The following is a 16,966-nucleotide window of genomic DNA, read 5'->3' as shown; positions in this document are numbered from 1 at the left end:
GATACCGGCGGCTATGTCTCAGTGCAGGATCCGAGTTCGACCGACATCGCCGCCAACGCCCAGGACAATCAGGGTGGCGGCGACGAGGATGAAGGCGACAGCGGCACGGGTATCCGCCTCTATTACTCCATCTACGAGACGGCCCTGAAGCAGCAGGTGCCCAAGGAGATGATCGAAAGGCTGCTGCGCGTCTATGCCTATGACGTCGATCTCACCCGCCATACCCGACCGGGCGACAATTTCGAGCTGTTCTACGAGCAGGACGAGGCCGGCAACCCAGTCGGCGACATCCTCTATACGGCGCTGACCGTCAATGGCGAGCTCAAGCGCTACTATCATTTTGCCAGTCCCGACGATGGCCAGGTCGACTATTACGACGAGGACGGCAAGTCGGCGCGCAAGTTCCTGACGCGCAAGCCGATCAATGGCGGCGAGATGCGTTCCACCTTCGGCATGCGGCGCCACCCGATCCTCGGCTATTACAAGATGCATACCGGTGTCGACTGGGCCGACCGCGTCGGCACGCCGATCCTGGCCACCGGCAACGGCACCATCGTCAAATCCGGCTGGACCAATGGCTACGGCCGACACATCGAGATCCAGCACGCCAACGGCTATCTCTCGACCTATTCGCACATGAACAGCTTCGCCTCAGGCACAGGAGTCGGAGCCAAGGTCAAGATGGGCCAGGTCATCGGCTATCTCGGCCAGTCGGGCCTGGCGACCGGCCCGCACATCCACTACGAAGTGAAGATCAACGGCAGCTTCGTCGACCCGATGCGCATCAAGCTGCCGCAGGGACGTGAGCTCAATGGCGACCTGCTCGCCACCTTCAGGGCCGAGCGCGACCGCATCAACGCCCTGATGAGCAAGGCGCCCGTCGCGGAGATCGCGACCGGCATCAACAAGAGCTGAGGCCCGGCCCGCCGCCATCGTTATGGGAACTGGCGTTATGGGAACTGGGCCCCGCCGCCGGCATCTGGCGGCGGCGGATCTCTGTCTTGCGGCATTTTCGCCGACAGAGCTGCCGCAGGACGGCGAGACGCTATAGTAAGGCATCATGACCGCCATCCGCGACACCACCGACCAGAAAAACCTCGCCTTGCTGATCCAGCTTCGCTGGCTGGCTGTTATCGGGCAGGTGATCACCATCCTGTTCGTCGATCTCGTGCTCAACATTCCCCTGCCGCTATTCGAGATGGCGGTCGTGATCGGTTTTCTGGTGGCGCTCAACGTCGTTGGTGTCCTCAGGCTGCGCAGCCAGGGCCTGGTGGGCAATACCGAGCTCTTCCTCGAGCTGATGCTCGATGTCGCCGCACTCACCGTGCAGCTCTATCTCAGCGGCGGCGCCTCCAACCCCTTCATTTATCTCTATCTCCTGCAGGTCATCATCGGCGGCGTCCTGCTGGAAGCCTGGTCGACCTGGACGCTGCTCGCGGCCACCAGCGCCTGTTTCGTCGGCTTGGCGACCTTCAACCGACCTTTGCCAATGCCGGCGGCGCCGAAGGGCACCGATCTGGCCGACCTGCATGTCCAGGGCACCTTCATCTGCTTCGTGCTGGCGGCGGTCCTGCTGGTATTCTTCGTCACCCGCATCAACCGCAACCTGCGCGCCCGCGACGCCCATCTGGCGAGCCTGCGTCAGCAATCGGCTGAGGAGGATCATATCGTCCGCATGGGCCTGCTCGCCTCGGGCGCCGCCCATGAACTCGGCACGCCGCTGGCAACGCTCTCGGTGATCCTGAGCGACTGGCAGCGCATGGAGATGTTCAGGCAGGACGAGGAGGTCGCGGCCGAGCTTGCCGAAATGCGCGGCCAGCTCGACCGCTGCAAGACGATCGTCACCGGTATCCTGATGTCATCGGGCGAAGTGCGCGGCGAAGGCACGCGGCGCACCAGCGTGCTCAGCTTCTTCGACGAACTCGTGGAGGAATGGCGCACCAGCCGTTCCCCTGCCCGCCTTGACTACAACAACACCTTCGGCACCGATGTCTCCATCGTCTCGGACGACGCCCTCAAGCAGGTGGTGTTCAACATCTTCGACAATGCGCTCGAAGCGTCGCCCAATTGGGTGGGCATCGCCCTGGAGCGGCGCGGCGACCGGCTCACGCTCTCTGTCACCGACGCAGGGCCGGGTTTCGACAAGGACATACTGGATCAACTCGGCAAACCCTATAATTCCAGCAAGAATCGGCCTGGCGGCGGGCTCGGCTTGTTCCTGGTCGTCAACGTCGCCCGCAAACTCGGCGGCACCGTCACGGCCAAGAATCTGCTGAATGGCGGCGCACTGGTCGAGCTGACCCTGCCGATGGCGACACTGTCGCCCGAAGGAGTAACCGATGGCATCCTCCCCGGCTGAACGCCGCCTCATCATCGTCGAGGACGATGCGACCTTCGCCCGAACCTTGCGCAAATCCTTCGAGCGGCGAGACTATGTCGTCGAAGTCGCCGCCGGCCTCGAGCCGATGCAGGCCTTGCTCCAAGAGCACGCGCCGGGCTTTGCCGTGGTCGACCTCAAGCTGGCCGGCGGCTCGGGCCTGGAATGCGTGAAGGCGCTGCATGGTCATGACCCCGCCATGAAGATCGTGGTGCTGACGGGGTTTGCCTCCATCGCCACCGCCGTCGAGGCAATCAAGCTCGGAGCCTGCCACTATCTGGCCAAGCCCTCCAACACCGACGATATCGAAGCAGCCTTCCAGCGCAGCGACGGCGACGCCAGCGTGCCGATGACACAGACCCCGACCTCCATCAAGAATCTTGAATGGGAACGCATCCACGAGACGCTGGTGGAGACAGAGTTCAACATTTCCGAAACCGCGCGCCGCCTCGGCATGCATCGACGCACCCTGGCGCGCAAGCTGGAGAAGCGGCGGCTGAAGTGAGGGATTATCCTGCTCTCCTCTCACGCACGGTATAGGCCAGCCCGCCGAGCGCCATGAGGGCGAGGGCGAACCAGGTCAATGCGTAGACCAGATGGTTGTTGGGCAGGTCGACCACCGTCATGCCGCCGGTCGGAATTTCGCCGGCCAGCCGCCGCTCGGCATCGATGAAATAGGGCGCCACCGTGCCGAGCCCACGGGCGACGGCGATTTCAGCCACGTCGCGCGAATACCAGCGATCGGCGCCCGGATCATTGCTGCGCAGGAAGGCGCCCTTGGGCTCGCTGAGCCGCAGCAGCCCGGTTACCTCGGCCGGCCCGGCAGCATCGCCGGCCTTGGCGCGCTCCTCCGGCAGCACGAAGCCGCGATTGACCAGTACCAGGAAGCCCTGCTCCGTCTTCAGGGGCGACAACGTCCAGAAGCCGCCTCCCCGCGCGGTGGTGGCCTGCACGAAGACGGGTGGACGGTCCAGAAATTCGCCCACGAGGCGGATACGGCGATAGGTATCCTTGTCCGCCGCGATGGCGGGCCACGCTTCGGGTCCGGGCGGCGGCGCAGGCTCGGCATGGATACGGGCATCGATGCGGGCGATCAGGCCCTGCTTCCAGCCCAGGCGCTGGACCTGCCAGACGCCCAGCGCGCAAAAGCCCGCAAAGGCGATGACGAGCGCCGCCACCATGACGGTGAAACCACGTCGCGAACGTGGGGGCCGAGGCGGCCGGCCACCCTCTGGAGCAAAGTGCGATTTCTCTGAATCGCACTTTCTCTCCGACTCTTCGCTTTGACGCGTTTTCTCAATCGAAAAGTCTGTCAACTTTTCTGGAAAACGCTCAGCGGTCATCGCATCAGGCTCACGGCATGTTGCGCATGTCATGCGCCGAGATCGGCATCATGTTGTTGACGAGGTGATACATGACCCACAGTGAGCCCGTCAGCGTGATCACCACCAGCACGATGGTGAAGATCAGAGCCATCAGGTTCCAGCCGCCCTCGGACTTGGCATCCATGTGCAGGAAATAGATCATGTGCACGACGATCTGGATCACCGCCAGGGAGATCACGATCAGCGAGGTCGCGACCTTCGATTCGAGCGCGCCCGTCATCACCAGCCAGAACGGGATGAAGGTCAGCACCACCAAGAGGCCGAAGCCGATCAGGTAGCTCTTGCGCGAGCCATGCGAGGAGCCATGCTCGTCATGATGGGCGTCTTGGTGCAAGTCTTGGTGGGTGTGGGCGCTCATCGCAGCATCCCCATCAGATAGACATAGGTGAAGACGCCGATCCAGATGACGTCCAGGAAGTGCCAGAACAGGCTCAGGCACATGAGGCGGCGGCGGTTCGCCGTGGTCAGGCCGTAGCGGGCGACCTGCACCATCAAAGTGAACAGCCAGAGAATGCCGGTCGAAACGTGCAGGCCGTGCGTAGAGACCAGCGTGTAGAAGGCGGAAAGGAAGCCGCTACGCTGCGGCGTCGCCCCCTCATGGATCATATGCGAGAATTCGTAGAGCTCGATGCCGACGAAAGCCATACCGAACAACGCGGTGACCAAGAGCCAGGCCTGGGTCGAGCCGACCTTGCTCTCCTGCATCGAGATCATGGCAAAGCCATAGGTGATGGAGGAGAGCAGCAGCATGGTGGTGTTCAACGCCACCAGTTTCAGGTCGAACAGGTCCTTGGGCGAGGGACCGGCAGCGTAATTGCCGCCGAGCACGCCATAGGTGGCGAACAGGATCGCAAAGATCAGGCAGTCGCTCATCAGATAGATCCAGAAGCCGAGCATGGTGCTCGACCCTTCCGGATGATGCGGTTCTTCCGGCAGATGGAAGACCGGTGCTCGGCTTTCCTCGGCCCCTGTCTGCGGCATCAGGATGGTCTGCGACATCAGCGTTCTCCTGCCGCCAGCAGATTTGTGCGGGCATTCTCGGCGGTGGCCACCTCCTCGGCGGGAATGTGGAAGTCGCGGTTGTAGTTGAAGGTGTGAATGATGACCGCAGCCAGCAGGGCAACGAAGCTGGCGATCGCGAGCCACCAGACATACCAGATCATGGCGACGGCGCAGACCGCGCTCAACCCGGCCAGGACGATGCCCGCGCCGGTGTTCTTGGGCATGTGGATGGGCTTGTAGCCTTCCAGTGGCCGCTTGTAGCCGCGGCGCTTCATGTCCTCCCAGGCATCGAGATCATGCACCACCGGCGTGAAGGCGAAATTGTAGGCCGGCGGCGGCGAAGAGGTCGACCATTCCAGCGTGCGCGCGTTCCAGGGGTCGCCGGTGGTATCCTTGAGGGACTCCCGCTTCTTGAAGCTGACATAGAACTGCATCAGCGAAGCGGCGATGCCGATGGCGATCAGACCGGCGCCGCAAGCGGCGATCACGAACCAGATCTGCAGGGACGGATCCTCGAAATGACTGACGCGCCGGGTCACACCCATCAGGCCGAGGATGTAGAGCGGCATGAAGGCGACCCAGAAGCCGATGACCCAGCACCAGAACGAGACCTTGCCCCAGAATGGATCGAGCCGGAAGCCGAAGACCTTGGGGAACCAGTAGTTGATGCCGGCGAACATGCCGAACAGCACGCCGCCGATGATCACATTGTGGAAATGCGCGATCAGGAACAGCGAATTGTGCAGTACGAAGTCGGCCGGCGGTACCGCCAGCAGCACGCCCGTCATGCCGCCGATCACGAAGGTGAGCATGAAGGCCAGCGTCCACATCATCGGCAACTCGAAGCGGATGCGGCCGCGATACATGGTGAACAGCCAGTTGAAGATCTTCGCGCCGGTCGGGATCGAGATCACCATGGTGGTGATGCCGAAGAAGGAGTTCACGCTGGCGCCCGAGCCCATGGTGAAGAAGTGATGCAGCCAGACCAGATAGGACAGGATGGTGATCACCACCGTGGCGTAGACCATCGAGGTGTAACCGAACAGACGCTTGCCGCAGAAGGCCGCCGTCACTTCCGAGAAGATGCCGAAGGCCGGCAGGATGAGGATATAGACCTCCGGATGACCCCAGATCCAGATGAGGTTCACATACATCATCGGATTGCCGCCGAGGTCATTGGTGAAGAAGTTGGTGCCGACATAGCGGTCGAGCGACAACAAGGCGAGCACGGCCGTCAGCACCGGGAAGGCGGCGACGATGAGGACGTTGGTGCACAGCGCAGTCCAGGTGAAGACGGGCATGCGCATCATCGTCATGCCGGGCGCACGCAGCTTGACGATGGTGGCGATCAGGTTGACGCCCGATAACAGCGTCCCCACGCCCGCCACCTGCAGGCCCCAGATGTAATAGTCGACCCCGACATCCGGACTATAGGCGATACCCGATAGCGGCGGATAGGCGAGCCAGCCCGTCTTGGCGAATTCACCGACGAACAGCGACATCATGATGATGGCTGCGCCCGCCGCGGTCATCCAGAACGAGAAATTGTTGAGGAAGGGGAAGGAGACGTCGCGCGCGCCGATCTGCAGCGGCACCACGAAGTTCATGAAGCCGGTGACGAAGGGCATCGCCACGAAGAAGATCATGATAACGCCATGCGCCGTGAAGACCTGGTCGTAGTGATGCGGCGGCAGATAGCCCTGGGATCCGCCGAAGGCGATCGCCTGCTGCAGGCGCATCATGATCGCGTCGGAAAAACCGCGCAGCAGCATGACCAGCGCCAGCACGATATACATAACGCCGATGCGCTTGTGATCGACGCTGGTGAACCATTCGCGCCATAGATAGCCCCAGGCGCGGAAATAGGTCAGGACCCCGAGAAGGCCGAGGCCGCCGATGGCGACACCAATGAAGGTTACGACCAGTATCGGCTCGTGATAGGGGATGGCTTCCAGTGTAAACCGACCGAAGATCGGGCTGACTGCAACCGTTTCAGAAGACATGGGTATCCGCTCTTGAATGAGGTTGCACTTAACCGGGCTGGGCAGCGGAGAGCTGCGACGGCTGGCTGGAGGCAGACGGGATGGAAAGGCTGGCGCCGGTGAGGCCGGCGGGCTTGGGACTCAACGCCGGAACGCCGCGCTTCCAAGTATCGAGCGCACCGGACCGCGGCACCTCGCAATAGGAAGAAACGAAATAGGGTTCGGGGCCGAACACCGCGCCACGTCGGGCATATTTGTCATAGAGCAGCGGGCGGACATTGTTGATGCCTTCCTTGCCGAGGCCCCCCTGAGCATCGACCGACATCATCTTGTCCATGCACATCTTGTTGGCGTCGACGCACATGTTCAGGATGGCGTGATAGAGGTCATCGGCGACGGAACTGTAATGGCGCACGGGCACGTTCTGGCTCGGCTTCTCCAGAGCGAGATAGGCCGGGCGGTCGAGGGCGCCGGCATCGCCGGCACGGACCTTGGCGACCCACTGGTCGAAGCCGGCCTGGTCGAGCCCATGGAAGCGGAAGCGCATGCCCGAGAAGCCCGCGCCGCTGTAATTGGACGAGATACCCTCATATTCGCCGGGCGCGTTGATCACCGCGTGCAGCTTGGTCTCCATGCCCGGCATGGCATAGATCATGCCTGCCAGGGCCGGCACATAGAAGGAGTTCATCACGGCCGAGGCGGTGATCTTGAAATTGATCGGCCGGTCGACCGGCGCCGCCATCTCGTTGACGCTGGCCACGCCATATTCGGGGTAGATGAACAGCCATTTCCAGTCGAGCGCGACGACCTGGACCTCCAGAGGCTTGACCTCCTTGGTCACCGGCCTGCCCGCGGCCACGCGTTCGAGCGGCCTATAGGGGTCGAGCAGATGCGTTCCGGTCCAGGTGATCGCCCCCAGAATGATGACGATCAGCAGCGGCGCCGCCCAGATCACCAGCTCAAGCTGGGTGGAATGGTCCCAATCGGGCTCATAGCGCGCCGCATTGTTGGACTGGCGATAGCGCCAGGCGAACAGCACCGTCAGCGCCATCACCGGTATGATGATCACCAGCATCAGCACGGTAGAGAACACCAGGAGATCGCGCTGCTGGGCGGCGATGTCGCCTGACGGGCTGAGCACCACGGCATTGCAGCCCGCGAGCAGGCCCATAAGAGGCAGGGCCAGGGCGAGGCGGGCAAGCTTGCGCAAGCGGACGGAGCTAAGGAACGGCATTCGGGATAGCATTCGCATGTCGTGCCGATACGCCTCCGGTTCCAGGCTGCCCATTGGACATTTTGTCCAATGACAATATCATCGTGAAGACGGCAATAGGTACGCAAGGGACCCCCATACTGCACGGCTTCCGTCGAGCGGGCTAGGGTCTTTGGACAGGTATGGGTTCGGACAGGGTGCGAGCGATCCTGGCAGATGATGTCCGCACTTGCCTAGCAAGTGCGTGGGAGCGCGGAGACGCAAGCTCGGTGGCTTGCTGCGATGCGCGCGCCCCTCGTCGGTCAAAAGTGCCCCGGAGGCGGTGAGGTGAACAAGGACCATCTGCAGTGTCGCAACATGCGCCAAAGGCAGATGTCTTGGAGGCAGATGTCTTGGAGACAGATGTCTTGGCGCCGCGCTGCTCCTCCCCTATGGTTCTTTTGACCTCATCCTGCTCCAAACCATATCTGTCCAAGGACCCCAGGGGTCTTTGGAGAAAGCCGAGGGACGATGAGCACCACGACTTCCATGCATCCGGCCGGGGCAGCGGACCAGCACGGCGCCAGGCGCCACACCATCACGCCGAGCGAGATCGCCATCGGCGTGATCATCGGTCGGACGTCGGAATATTTCGACTTCTTCGTCTATGCCATCGCCTCCGTGCTGGTGTTCCCCAAGCTTGCCTTCCCGCATCACGATGCGCTGACGGGCATGCTCTATTCCTTCGCGATCTTCGCTCTCGCCTTCATCGCGCGCCCCTTCGGGTCGGCGCTGTTCACCCTGTTCGACCGGCATTATGGCCGCGAGGTCAAGCTGACCATCGCGCTCTTCCTGCTGGGCGGCTCCACCGCGGCGATCGCCTTCCTGCCCAATCACGGCACTGTCGGCGCCTGGGCCGGCGTGCTGCTGGCGCTGCTGCGCATCGGCCAGGGCATCGCGCTCGGCGGCAGCTGGGACGGCCTGCCCGCCTTGCTCAGTTTGAACGCCCCCGAAGGCCAGCGTGGCTGGTGGGCCATGATCCCGCAGCTCGGCGCCCCGCTCGGCCTGATCGTCGCCAGCGGCCTGTTCGCCTTTTTCTACACCACGCTCGATGCGGCGGATTTCATCGACTGGGGCTGGCGCTATCCCTTCTTTGTAGCCTTCGCCATCAATGTGGTGGCGTTGTTCTCGCGGCTGCGCATCGTCGCCACGCCCGAATACGGCGAGATGTTCCAGAGCCAGGAACTGCAGCCCAAGCCGATCCTGGAGACGGTGGGCGCGCAGGGGCGCACCATCATCATCGGCTCCTTCGCGCCACTGGCGAGTTTTGCCCTGTTCCACATGGTGACGGTGTTCCCGCTCGCCTGGGTGGTGCTGGAAACCAACGAAAGCCCGGTCCAGTTCCTGGTGATCGAGATTTTCAGCGCCCTGTTCGGCCTCGCCGCCATCGTCGCCTCCGGCCCGATCGCCGACCGCTTCGGCCGGCGCAACCTCATCGCCGTCTGCGCCATGGCGATCGCCATCTATTCGGGCTATGCGCCGCAATTGCTGAACGGCGGCCAGACGGGCGAGCTCATCTACATGATCGGCGGCTTCATCCTGCTCGGCCTCACCTTCGGCCAGGTCTCGGGCGCGGTGAACATGAATTTCCCGATCCAGTATCGCTACACCGGTGCGGCCCTGACCTCGGATCTCGCCTGGTTGTTCGGCGCCGGCTTCGCACCCTTCGTCGCCCTGGCGCTGGCGACATGGTTCGGCCTCGCCTCCGCCGGCGTCTACCTGCTCTCGGGTGCGGTCTGCACGCTGATGGCGCTATGGATCAACCTCGAAAGCATCCGCCAGGGCACGCAGGATCCGAAGGATTGAGTTCTGATCCCGGCCTAGCTGAGATGGCCGTGCCTGGTTCGGTTCGAATCGACCAGCCCGGCCTTCTCAAAGGCATGTCAAAGACAAGATTGGCTCTGTAGGCGGGGTTCTCCCCGCCCAAATGCCGTGCAGCGTGTTCTCTATCGGTCAATCGTAATCCACCTTCGGATACCAATGGGCATCTCGTCCCTCCGGCGTGGTGTCCAACACATTCCAAAGCGGCGTCAGGTCGGGCGCGCCACGCGGGTCCTGGCCCGGATCGGCCGTCACGCCGCCCATCTCGCCGCCCCAGAAATGGCGAATGGAGCCGTCTCGCCGGGTAAAAACATTGTAGCCCGGATAGTCGCCATCCGAGCGCCAGGTCCCAAAATCGCGACCGAACTCGGCCGTTGTGTCGCTGTAGAACGGCAAATGCCGCCAGCCGCGCTCACGCTTGAAATCGAGCAACCGTTCGATCGGGGCGCGGGCGACGACCGCGAGCGCAGCCCGCTGCTGGATATCCTGCGCATTGCCCGCCAGCGCGCCGAGAAGCGCCGTGCACATCGGGCATGGGCGTTTGCGCTCGGGACCGAACATGTAGTTGTAGACGATCAAGCTTTCATGCTTGCCGAACAGATCGGCGAAGCGGACGGGGCCATTCTCTCCTTCGAACACATAGTTTTTTTCGACGGGAGCGCCCGGTGGCAATGCACGGCGCATCTCGGCCACGCGTTCAATGTGGCGGCGAAGTTCGATTTCCTCTGCAAGCAGAGCAGTTCGGGCACGGCGATACGCCTCGCTTTCATTCGGGATCCGGGCCTGGTTGAGAGCGGCCAGTTCGGTGGCGGGCTTCAGTCTGCCAACATCCGCAGTCATGCGATCCTCCTCGATTGCCGTCGATGACGCTACGCTCCAAGGACGTTTCTCAACGCGCAGACCCGACAACCCGGTTCCATTTTTAAAGCCAGCCACGCATTGGAGGGCCTGGTGGGTTATTCCAGTCGTGCGGCTACGGCCGTGGTGCCATTGGCTATCGAGGGCCGAGTTGCTGCAGTTCCGTTCCAGCGTGCGGCCCCAATGCAAAAGCGGGCCCGAAGGCCCGCTTTCTCGTTTCGGCTTGCTGTAATTCCTTACGCCGCCCTGGCATTTACCGCCTGACCGCCGATGACCAGGCCCGAGCCTGTAGCGCCGATCTCGATGGTCACGCCGTCCTTCACCTTGCCGGAGAGGATCATCTCGGCCAGCGGATCCTGCACCAGGCGCTGGATCGTGCGCTTGAGCGGACGGGCACCATAGGCCGGGTCGTAGCCCTTGTCGGCAAGATAGGTCCTGGCGGCATCGTCGAGATGCAGCGTGATCTTGCGTTCGTCGAGCAGCTTCTGCAGCCGGGCCATCTGGATATCGACGATCGCGCCCATTTGCGCCTTCTTCAGGCGGTGGAACAGAATGATCTCGTCGACACGGTTGAGGAACTCCGGCCGGAAGTGGCTGCGCACCACGCTCATCACCTCCTCGCGCACCTTGTCCGAATCCTCGCCCTCCTTCTGGCTGACCAGATATTCGGCGCCGAGATTGGAGGTCATGATGATCAAGGTGTTGCGGAAGTCGACCGTACGGCCCTGCCCGTCCGTCAGGCGCCCGTCATCGAGCACCTGCAGGAGGACATTGAAGACATCGGGATGGGCCTTCTCGATCTCGTCGAACAGCACGACCTGGTAGGGCCGACGCCGCACGGCTTCGGTGAGGGCGCCGCCTTCGTCATAGCCGACATAGCCCGGAGGCGCGCCGATGAGCCTGCTCACCGAGTGCTTCTCCATATATTCGGACATGTCGAGCCGGATCATCGCCGTATCGTCGTCGAACAGGAAGCTTGCCAAAGCCTTGGTCAGTTCGGTCTTGCCAACGCCCGTCGGGCCCAGGAAGATGAAGGAACCGATCGGCCGGTTAGGATCCTGCAGGCCGGCGCGGGCGCGCCGGACCGCGGTCGCGACCGCCTGCACGGCTTCGCCCTGGCCGATCACCCTGGCTCCCAGCACGTCCTCCATGCGCAGGAGCTTGTCCTTCTCGCCCTCCAGCATCCGGTCGACAGGCACGCCCGTCCAGCGCGAGACCACCTGCGCGACATGATCCGCCGTCACGGCCTCCTCGACCATGCTGACCTTGCCTTCGGACGCCTCGACCTCCGTCAGCTCCTTTTCGAGCTTGGGGATGATGCCATAGGTCAATTCGCCCGCGCGCTGGTACTCGCCGCGGCGCTGGGCCTCGGCCAGTTCGTTCTTGGCCTTGTCGAGCTGGCCCTTGAGATCGGCGGCAAGGCCGAGCTTGTCCTTCTCGGACTTCCAGCGCTGGGTGAGCTCGGACGAACGCTCTTCCAGATCGGCCAGCTCCTTTTCGAGCTTGGTGAGACGGTCGTTGGAGGCGTCGTCATTCTCGCGCTTGAGGGCTTCCTGCTCGATCTTGAGTTGGACGATGCGCCGGTCGAGCTCGTCGAGCTCCTCGGGCTTGGAATCCACTTGCATGCGCAGCCGCGAGCCGGCCTCGTCGACAAGGTCGATGGCCTTGTCGGGCAGGAAGCGGTCGGTGATGTAGCGGTTGGAGAGCGTTGCCGCCGCGACGATGGCGCTGTCGGTGATGCGCACCTTGTGGTGCTGCTCATACTTCTCCTTTAGGCCGCGCAGGATGGAGATGGTGTCCTCCACCGTGGGCTCCTCGACGAAGACGGGCTGGAAACGCCGCGCCAAGGCCGGGTCCTTCTCGACATGCTTGCGATATTCGTCGAGCGTGGTGGCGCCGACGCAGTGCAGCTCACCGCGCGCCAGAGCGGGCTTGAGCAGATTGGAGGCGTCCATCGCCCCCTCGCCCTTGCCTGCGCCGACCAGCGTATGCATCTCGTCGATGAACAGGATGATCTCGCCATCGGCGGAGGTCACCTCGTTCAGGACAGCCTTCAAGCGCTCCTCGAACTCACCGCGATATTTGGCGCCGGCGATCAGCGCACCCATGTCGAGCGCCAGGAGAGCCTTGTCCTTCAGGCTTTCGGGCACGTCGCCATTGACGATGCGCAGCGCCAGGCCCTCGACGATCGCCGTCTTGCCGACGCCGGGCTCGCCGATCAGCACCGGGTTGTTCTTGGTGCGCCGCGACAGCACCTGGATGGTGCGGCGGATCTCCTCGTCGCGGCCGATCACCGGATCGAGCTTGCCCTCGCGGGCATCGATGGTGAGGTCGCGGGCATATTTCTTCAGGGCGTCATAGGCGTTCTCGGCCGTGGCGCTATCGGCGGTGCGGCCCTTGCGCAGGGCCTCGATCGCCTTGTTGAGGTTCTGCGGCGTCGCGCCGGCAGCCGCCAGTGCCTTGCCGGCCTCTGTATCCTTTTCGACGGCGAGCGCCAGCAACAGCCGCTCGACCGTGACGAAGCTGTCGGAGGCCTTGTCGGCCGCCTTCTCAGCAGCCTCGAACACGCGGGCAAGCCCCGGCGTCAGATAGACCTGGCCAGCGCCGGTCCCCTGCACCTTGGGCAGCTTCTTCAAGGCAGCCTCGACAGCGTTCAGTGCCTGGCGCGAATTGCCGCCTGAGCGGTCGATCAGGCCCGCCGCCAGTCCCTCGGGATCATCGAGCAGGACTTTCAGGAGATGTTCGGGAGCAAATTGCTGATGCCCCTCGCGCAGCGCTAACGATTGCGCCGACTGAACGAAGCCTCTGGCACGTTCGGTATAGCGTTCAAAATTCATTCTCTATCCCTTCCAGCACGCCCGAAGACCCGTAGCATCGTCCAGGCGCCATACAGATTTGCGAACCCCGAAAGCATTCGCTGAGAATGATGTGGGGAGCCGGGTCGAAGCTACAAGGGGTATGGAAACAAGAGTCTGAGCCAGATCAAGAAAGAAGCCAAGCGGGGCGTCTCACCCGCTCGCACTACCGCGCCGAACGACCGGGAAGCATGCGCGTCAGGACATCGTCACGCCGGACATAATGATGCCAGAGCGCTGCAACGGCGTGGAGGCCGGCCAAGACCAGGATCGCATCGGCGCATAGCTCATGCGCGTCCTTGACCAGAAGTGCCAGACCGCGATCGGGGACCACGGGCGCGGGTATGGTGAACAGGCCAAAAAAAGTAAGAGCATCTCCACGCAACCAGGTGAGAGTGATGCCGAGGCCGACGATACCGACCATCAGGAGATAAAGAAGGAGATGGGCACCCTTGGCCATTGCCATCTCGGCACCGGACATCGTCGAAGGCAGCGGGGGAGTGCCAAGCGCCAGGCGGGCGACGAGCCTGGCGGCAATCAGAGCGGTGAGCAGGAGGCCCAGCGAAATGTGGCTCCACCAGGCCAGGGCCCGGCCCGGATCGCCCTTCGCGAAGAACAAGCCGTTATAGGTAAGGCCATAGCAGGCCAGCACCAGTAGAAAGATCGCCCAATGCAGGGCCTTCTGGATGGGACGATATGATGAAGAAGGCATGGCTGGGCTCCAGATTAGATAAATTCTAATCTGTACAAGACTGCGGCGGCGATATGGCGGTGGTGGTTTCCGCCGATTAATTTTGCGTCGCGCAGTTTTTCTGTCGGCCCTTGATCATCCCATCGGTCTATGCCCCTATTCCCGTCTCGAACCGGTATGGGGCACGGCGATGGCGGCTTCAGGCAAGGACGGGCCTGGAGCGGCCCGCGGCGTAGCGCGCCGGCGCAGTGCAAAATCAATGGGAACGAGAACCTTGATCAAGAATTCCTCGCGTGTCGGCCCGGGAAAGCCGCAGGTGGTGGTGCTGGTGGGCGCCACGGGCGACCTCTCTCGCCGCAAGCTGCTGCCGGGCCTGTTCCATCTCGCCAGCGCCGGCTTCATTCCCGGCTGCCGCATCATCGGCGTCTCGCTCGACGAGATCGATGCCGACGGCTTTCGCGCCATCGCGCGCGACTCCCTGGACAAATTCTCCACCCGCAAGGTCAGCCAAGCTGATTGGGAAGCCTTCGCCGCCAGTCTCGATTATGTGCCGATCAGCGCCGGCGCGGGGCCGGTGAAGGAAGCGGTGGCACGGGCCGAGGCGGAACTCGGCCCCGAGGCCCGGCGCGTGCATTATCTTTCCGTGCCGCCCAACGCCGCGCTCTCGGCCGTGCAGATGCTCTCGGAGGCCGGTCTGGTCGATCGCTGCCGCATCATCATGGAAAAGCCGTTCGGCACCGATCTCGCCAGCGCCGTCGCCCTCAACGCCCGTCTGCACGAGGTCTTCCACGAGAGCCAGATCTTCCGCATCGACCACTTCCTCGGCAAGGAGCCGGCCCAGAACATCCTGGCCTTCCGCTTCGCCAACGGCCTGTTCGAGCCGATCTGGAACCGCAATTTCATCGACCACGTCCAGATCGACGTGCCTGAGACATTGGGACTTTCAACCCGCGCCGCCTTCTACGAATCCACCGGCGCCTATCGCGACATGGTGGTGACGCATCTGTTCCAGATCCTCGCCTTCATGGCGATGGAGCCGCCGACCGCGCTGGAGCCGCAGCCGATCTCGGAAGAGAAGAACAAGGTGTTCCGCTCCATGGTGCCGATCGACCCGCGTGACGTGGTGCGCGGGCAATATCTCGGCTATCGCGAGGAACCGGGCGTCGACCCCGAAAGCGACACCGAGACCTTCATCGCCCTCAAATGCGCCATCGACAATTGGCGCTGGGCCGGCGTGCCCTTCTATTTACGCACCGGCAAGCGCCTGGCCGAGGGCCAGCGCATCATCTCGATCGCCTTCCGCGAACCGCCCAAGAGCATGTTCCCGGCGGGCTCGGGCGTAGGCGCGCAAGGCCCCGACCACCTCACCTTCGACCTCGCCGACGCCTCCAAGGTTTCGCTCTCCTTCTACGGCAAGCGCCCCGGCCCGGGCTTCCGGCTCGACAAGCTCTCCCTGCAATTCGCCCTCAGCGAAACAGGCCTGATCGGCGACGTGCTGGAGGCCTATGAGCGCCTGATCCTCGACGCCATGCGCGGCGACCACACGCTGTTCACCACGGCCGAGGGCATCGAGCGCCTCTGGGAAGTCTCCCAGCCGTTGCTTGAGAACCCGCCGCCCGTGCGTCTCTACGACCAGGGGAGCTGGGGCCCGAAATCCATCCATCAGCTCATCGCCCCCAACGCCTGGCGCCTGCCCTTCGAACGGGTGTGGCGCAAGCCGGAGGGGAAGGGATGAGGCACTGGGCCAAACGTCCACCTTCATAACGCGCGAAGCGCTCGACCGCCGGCAAACTGCCGGGTTGCACCGTCCTCCCGCCGATTGACCTGGTCGGACGAATAAGCTCTGTTGCCCGCGTGCCGGGGCCTGATCTCTCGGCCAAACCGTAACAAACGCCGACAGAGCGGGAACCGAGGGAGGACATTGGGTCCATGAAAATTGTCAATTTGAGCTTGCTGGCGGGCGCCGCCATTCTGGCGGGTCTGGCGACAGCGCAGGCCGACCCCGTCAAGATCAGCGTCTCGGCCGAGCCGATCCCGCCCTTCTTCTCGCTGGACGGCCAGGGCAACTGGCAGGGCTTTCTGCCCGACTATGCCAAGGCTGTGTGCAAGCAAGCCAAGCTCGATTGCGTGGTGGTGGCCACCGCCTGGGACGGTATCATGCCGGCGCTCCTCGCCAAGAAGATCGACGTGATCTGGGCCGGCATGTCGATCACGCCCGAGCGGCAGAAGCAGATCGCCTTCACCATCCCGATCTACAACACGCCGGTGGAGTTCATCGGCAACAAGGACGACAAGTTCGAATTTGTGCCTGGTGGCCTCAAGGGCAAGGCGGTCGGCGTGCAGACCAGCACCATCCACGCCCAATATGTGCAGAAGGCCTATCCGGACGCCGAAATTCGCAACTACGCCACGCTCGATGCCGCCATGGCGGATTTGGCGGCCGGGCGCATCGAGCTGGTACTGGGCGATGCCGATTCCGTTGGCCCGTTCCTGGAAGGCAAGGACGGCGCCTGCTGCGATTCCAAGGGCTTCCCCAAGGATCCCCTGTTCGAAGGCGGTATCGGCGGCGGCCTCCGCAAGGAGGACACCGAGCTGAAGACCAAGCTCGATGCCGGCATCAAGGCGGTCTATGCCAGCGGCGAGTTCAAGCAGATCGCCGGGAAGTACTTCAAATACGATATCGGCATGCCGCCCAAGTGAGAAATATCGCCTTCTCCCCTTGCGGGACCGGGTACTTCTTTTG

Annotated in this window: 14 protein-coding genes (1 of these 14 only partly in view); 6 read left to right on the top strand and 8 right to left on the bottom strand. The window is 63.1% G+C overall.

Going from position 1 to position 16,966, the window contains the following annotated elements; all coding sequences use genetic code 11:
* The 3 genes from ACR9ZN_RS27450 to ACR9ZN_RS27440 all read left to right on the top strand — a co-directional run.
* On the top strand, positions 1-915 hold the 3' portion of the coding sequence (locus ACR9ZN_RS27450; protein WP_481273686.1) for a peptidoglycan DD-metalloendopeptidase family protein. 1,026 nt of this gene lie to the left of the window's left edge; only the last 915 of its 1,941 coding nucleotides appear in the window; its start codon lies off the left edge, out of view; it ends in the stop codon at positions 913-915.
* 145 nt (positions 916-1,060) lie between these two features.
* Positions 1,061-2,359 carry an ATP-binding protein gene (locus tag ACR9ZN_RS27445; RefSeq protein WP_481273685.1) on the top strand — a complete coding sequence of 433 codons (1,299 nt, stop codon included), beginning with the start codon at positions 1,061-1,063 and terminating at the stop codon, positions 2,357-2,359.
* Entirely contained in the window at positions 2,340-2,882 is a 543-nt protein-coding gene (locus tag ACR9ZN_RS27440) for a response regulator transcription factor (RefSeq protein WP_454812449.1), read from the top strand. The genes ACR9ZN_RS27445 and ACR9ZN_RS27440 overlap by 20 nt, the downstream gene beginning before the upstream one ends.
* A 4-nt stretch (positions 2,883-2,886) precedes the next feature.
* Here the strand turns inward: ACR9ZN_RS27440 and ACR9ZN_RS27435 are convergent, their stop codons facing one another.
* The 5 genes from ACR9ZN_RS27435 to cyoA form a co-directional block, all read right to left on the bottom strand.
* On the bottom strand, positions 2,887-3,558 hold the full coding sequence (locus ACR9ZN_RS27435) for an SURF1 family protein (RefSeq protein WP_481273684.1): 672 nt from the start codon (positions 3,556-3,558) through the stop codon (positions 2,887-2,889).
* A gap of 172 nt (positions 3,559-3,730) precedes the next feature.
* Complete coding sequence (cyoD, locus tag ACR9ZN_RS27430; protein WP_481273683.1) at positions 3,731-4,120, bottom strand: cytochrome o ubiquinol oxidase subunit IV; 390 nt, start codon at positions 4,118-4,120, stop codon at positions 3,731-3,733.
* Positions 4,117-4,743, bottom strand: coding sequence for a cytochrome o ubiquinol oxidase subunit III (gene cyoC / locus ACR9ZN_RS27425; protein WP_441774524.1), 627 nt, complete (start codon positions 4,741-4,743; stop codon positions 4,117-4,119). Before cyoC ends, cyoD begins: the two co-directional genes overlap by 4 nt.
* Positions 4,744-4,760: 17 nt before the next feature.
* On the bottom strand, positions 4,761-6,767 hold the full coding sequence (cyoB, locus tag ACR9ZN_RS27420) for a cytochrome o ubiquinol oxidase subunit I (RefSeq protein ID WP_454812446.1): 2,007 nt from the start codon (positions 6,765-6,767) through the stop codon (positions 4,761-4,763).
* Between the two features lie 28 nt (positions 6,768-6,795).
* Positions 6,796-7,980, bottom strand: a complete 1,185-nt coding sequence (cyoA, locus tag ACR9ZN_RS27415) for a ubiquinol oxidase subunit II (protein ID WP_454812444.1) — start codon at positions 7,978-7,980, stop codon at positions 6,796-6,798.
* 489 nt (positions 7,981-8,469) lie between these two features.
* On the opposite strand from cyoA, the gene ACR9ZN_RS27410 reads away from it, so the two are divergent.
* Positions 8,470-9,804: an MFS transporter gene (locus ACR9ZN_RS27410; RefSeq protein WP_454812442.1), complete on the top strand. Its 1,335-nt coding sequence runs from the start codon at positions 8,470-8,472 to the stop codon at positions 9,802-9,804.
* Positions 9,805-9,951: 147 nt separating this feature from the next.
* On the opposite strand, the gene ACR9ZN_RS27405 is transcribed toward ACR9ZN_RS27410, so the two are convergent.
* From ACR9ZN_RS27405 to ACR9ZN_RS27395, 3 genes are all read right to left on the bottom strand, one after another.
* Positions 9,952-10,659 carry a DUF899 family protein gene (locus ACR9ZN_RS27405; RefSeq protein ID WP_481273682.1) on the bottom strand — a complete coding sequence of 236 codons (708 nt, stop codon included), beginning with the start codon at positions 10,657-10,659 and terminating at the stop codon, positions 9,952-9,954.
* A gap of 254 nt (positions 10,660-10,913) precedes the next feature.
* Positions 10,914-13,514 carry an ATP-dependent chaperone ClpB gene (clpB, locus tag ACR9ZN_RS27400; RefSeq protein ID WP_481273681.1) on the bottom strand — a complete coding sequence of 867 codons (2,601 nt, stop codon included), beginning with the start codon at positions 13,512-13,514 and terminating at the stop codon, positions 10,914-10,916.
* A 184-nt stretch (positions 13,515-13,698) separates the two neighbouring features.
* Entirely contained in the window at positions 13,699-14,244 is a 546-nt protein-coding gene (locus ACR9ZN_RS27395) for a cytochrome b (protein ID WP_454812439.1), read from the bottom strand.
* 253 nt (positions 14,245-14,497) lie between these two features.
* Between ACR9ZN_RS27395 and zwf the strand changes: the two genes are divergently transcribed.
* Complete coding sequence (zwf, locus tag ACR9ZN_RS27390; protein WP_434959567.1) at positions 14,498-15,958, top strand: glucose-6-phosphate dehydrogenase; 1,461 nt, start codon at positions 14,498-14,500, stop codon at positions 15,956-15,958.
* A gap of 194 nt (positions 15,959-16,152) precedes the next feature.
* Positions 16,153-16,923 carry a transporter substrate-binding domain-containing protein gene (locus ACR9ZN_RS27385; RefSeq protein WP_441774523.1) on the top strand — a complete coding sequence of 257 codons (771 nt, stop codon included), beginning with the start codon at positions 16,153-16,155 and terminating at the stop codon, positions 16,921-16,923.
* Positions 16,924-16,966: the final 43 nt, after the last annotated feature.

The sequence above is a fragment of the Labrys sp. HAY1-8F genome, assembly GCF_056754975.1.
The sequence above is the reverse complement of the archived record's forward strand: the minus strand, read 5'-3'. Positions and strand labels throughout refer to the sequence as shown.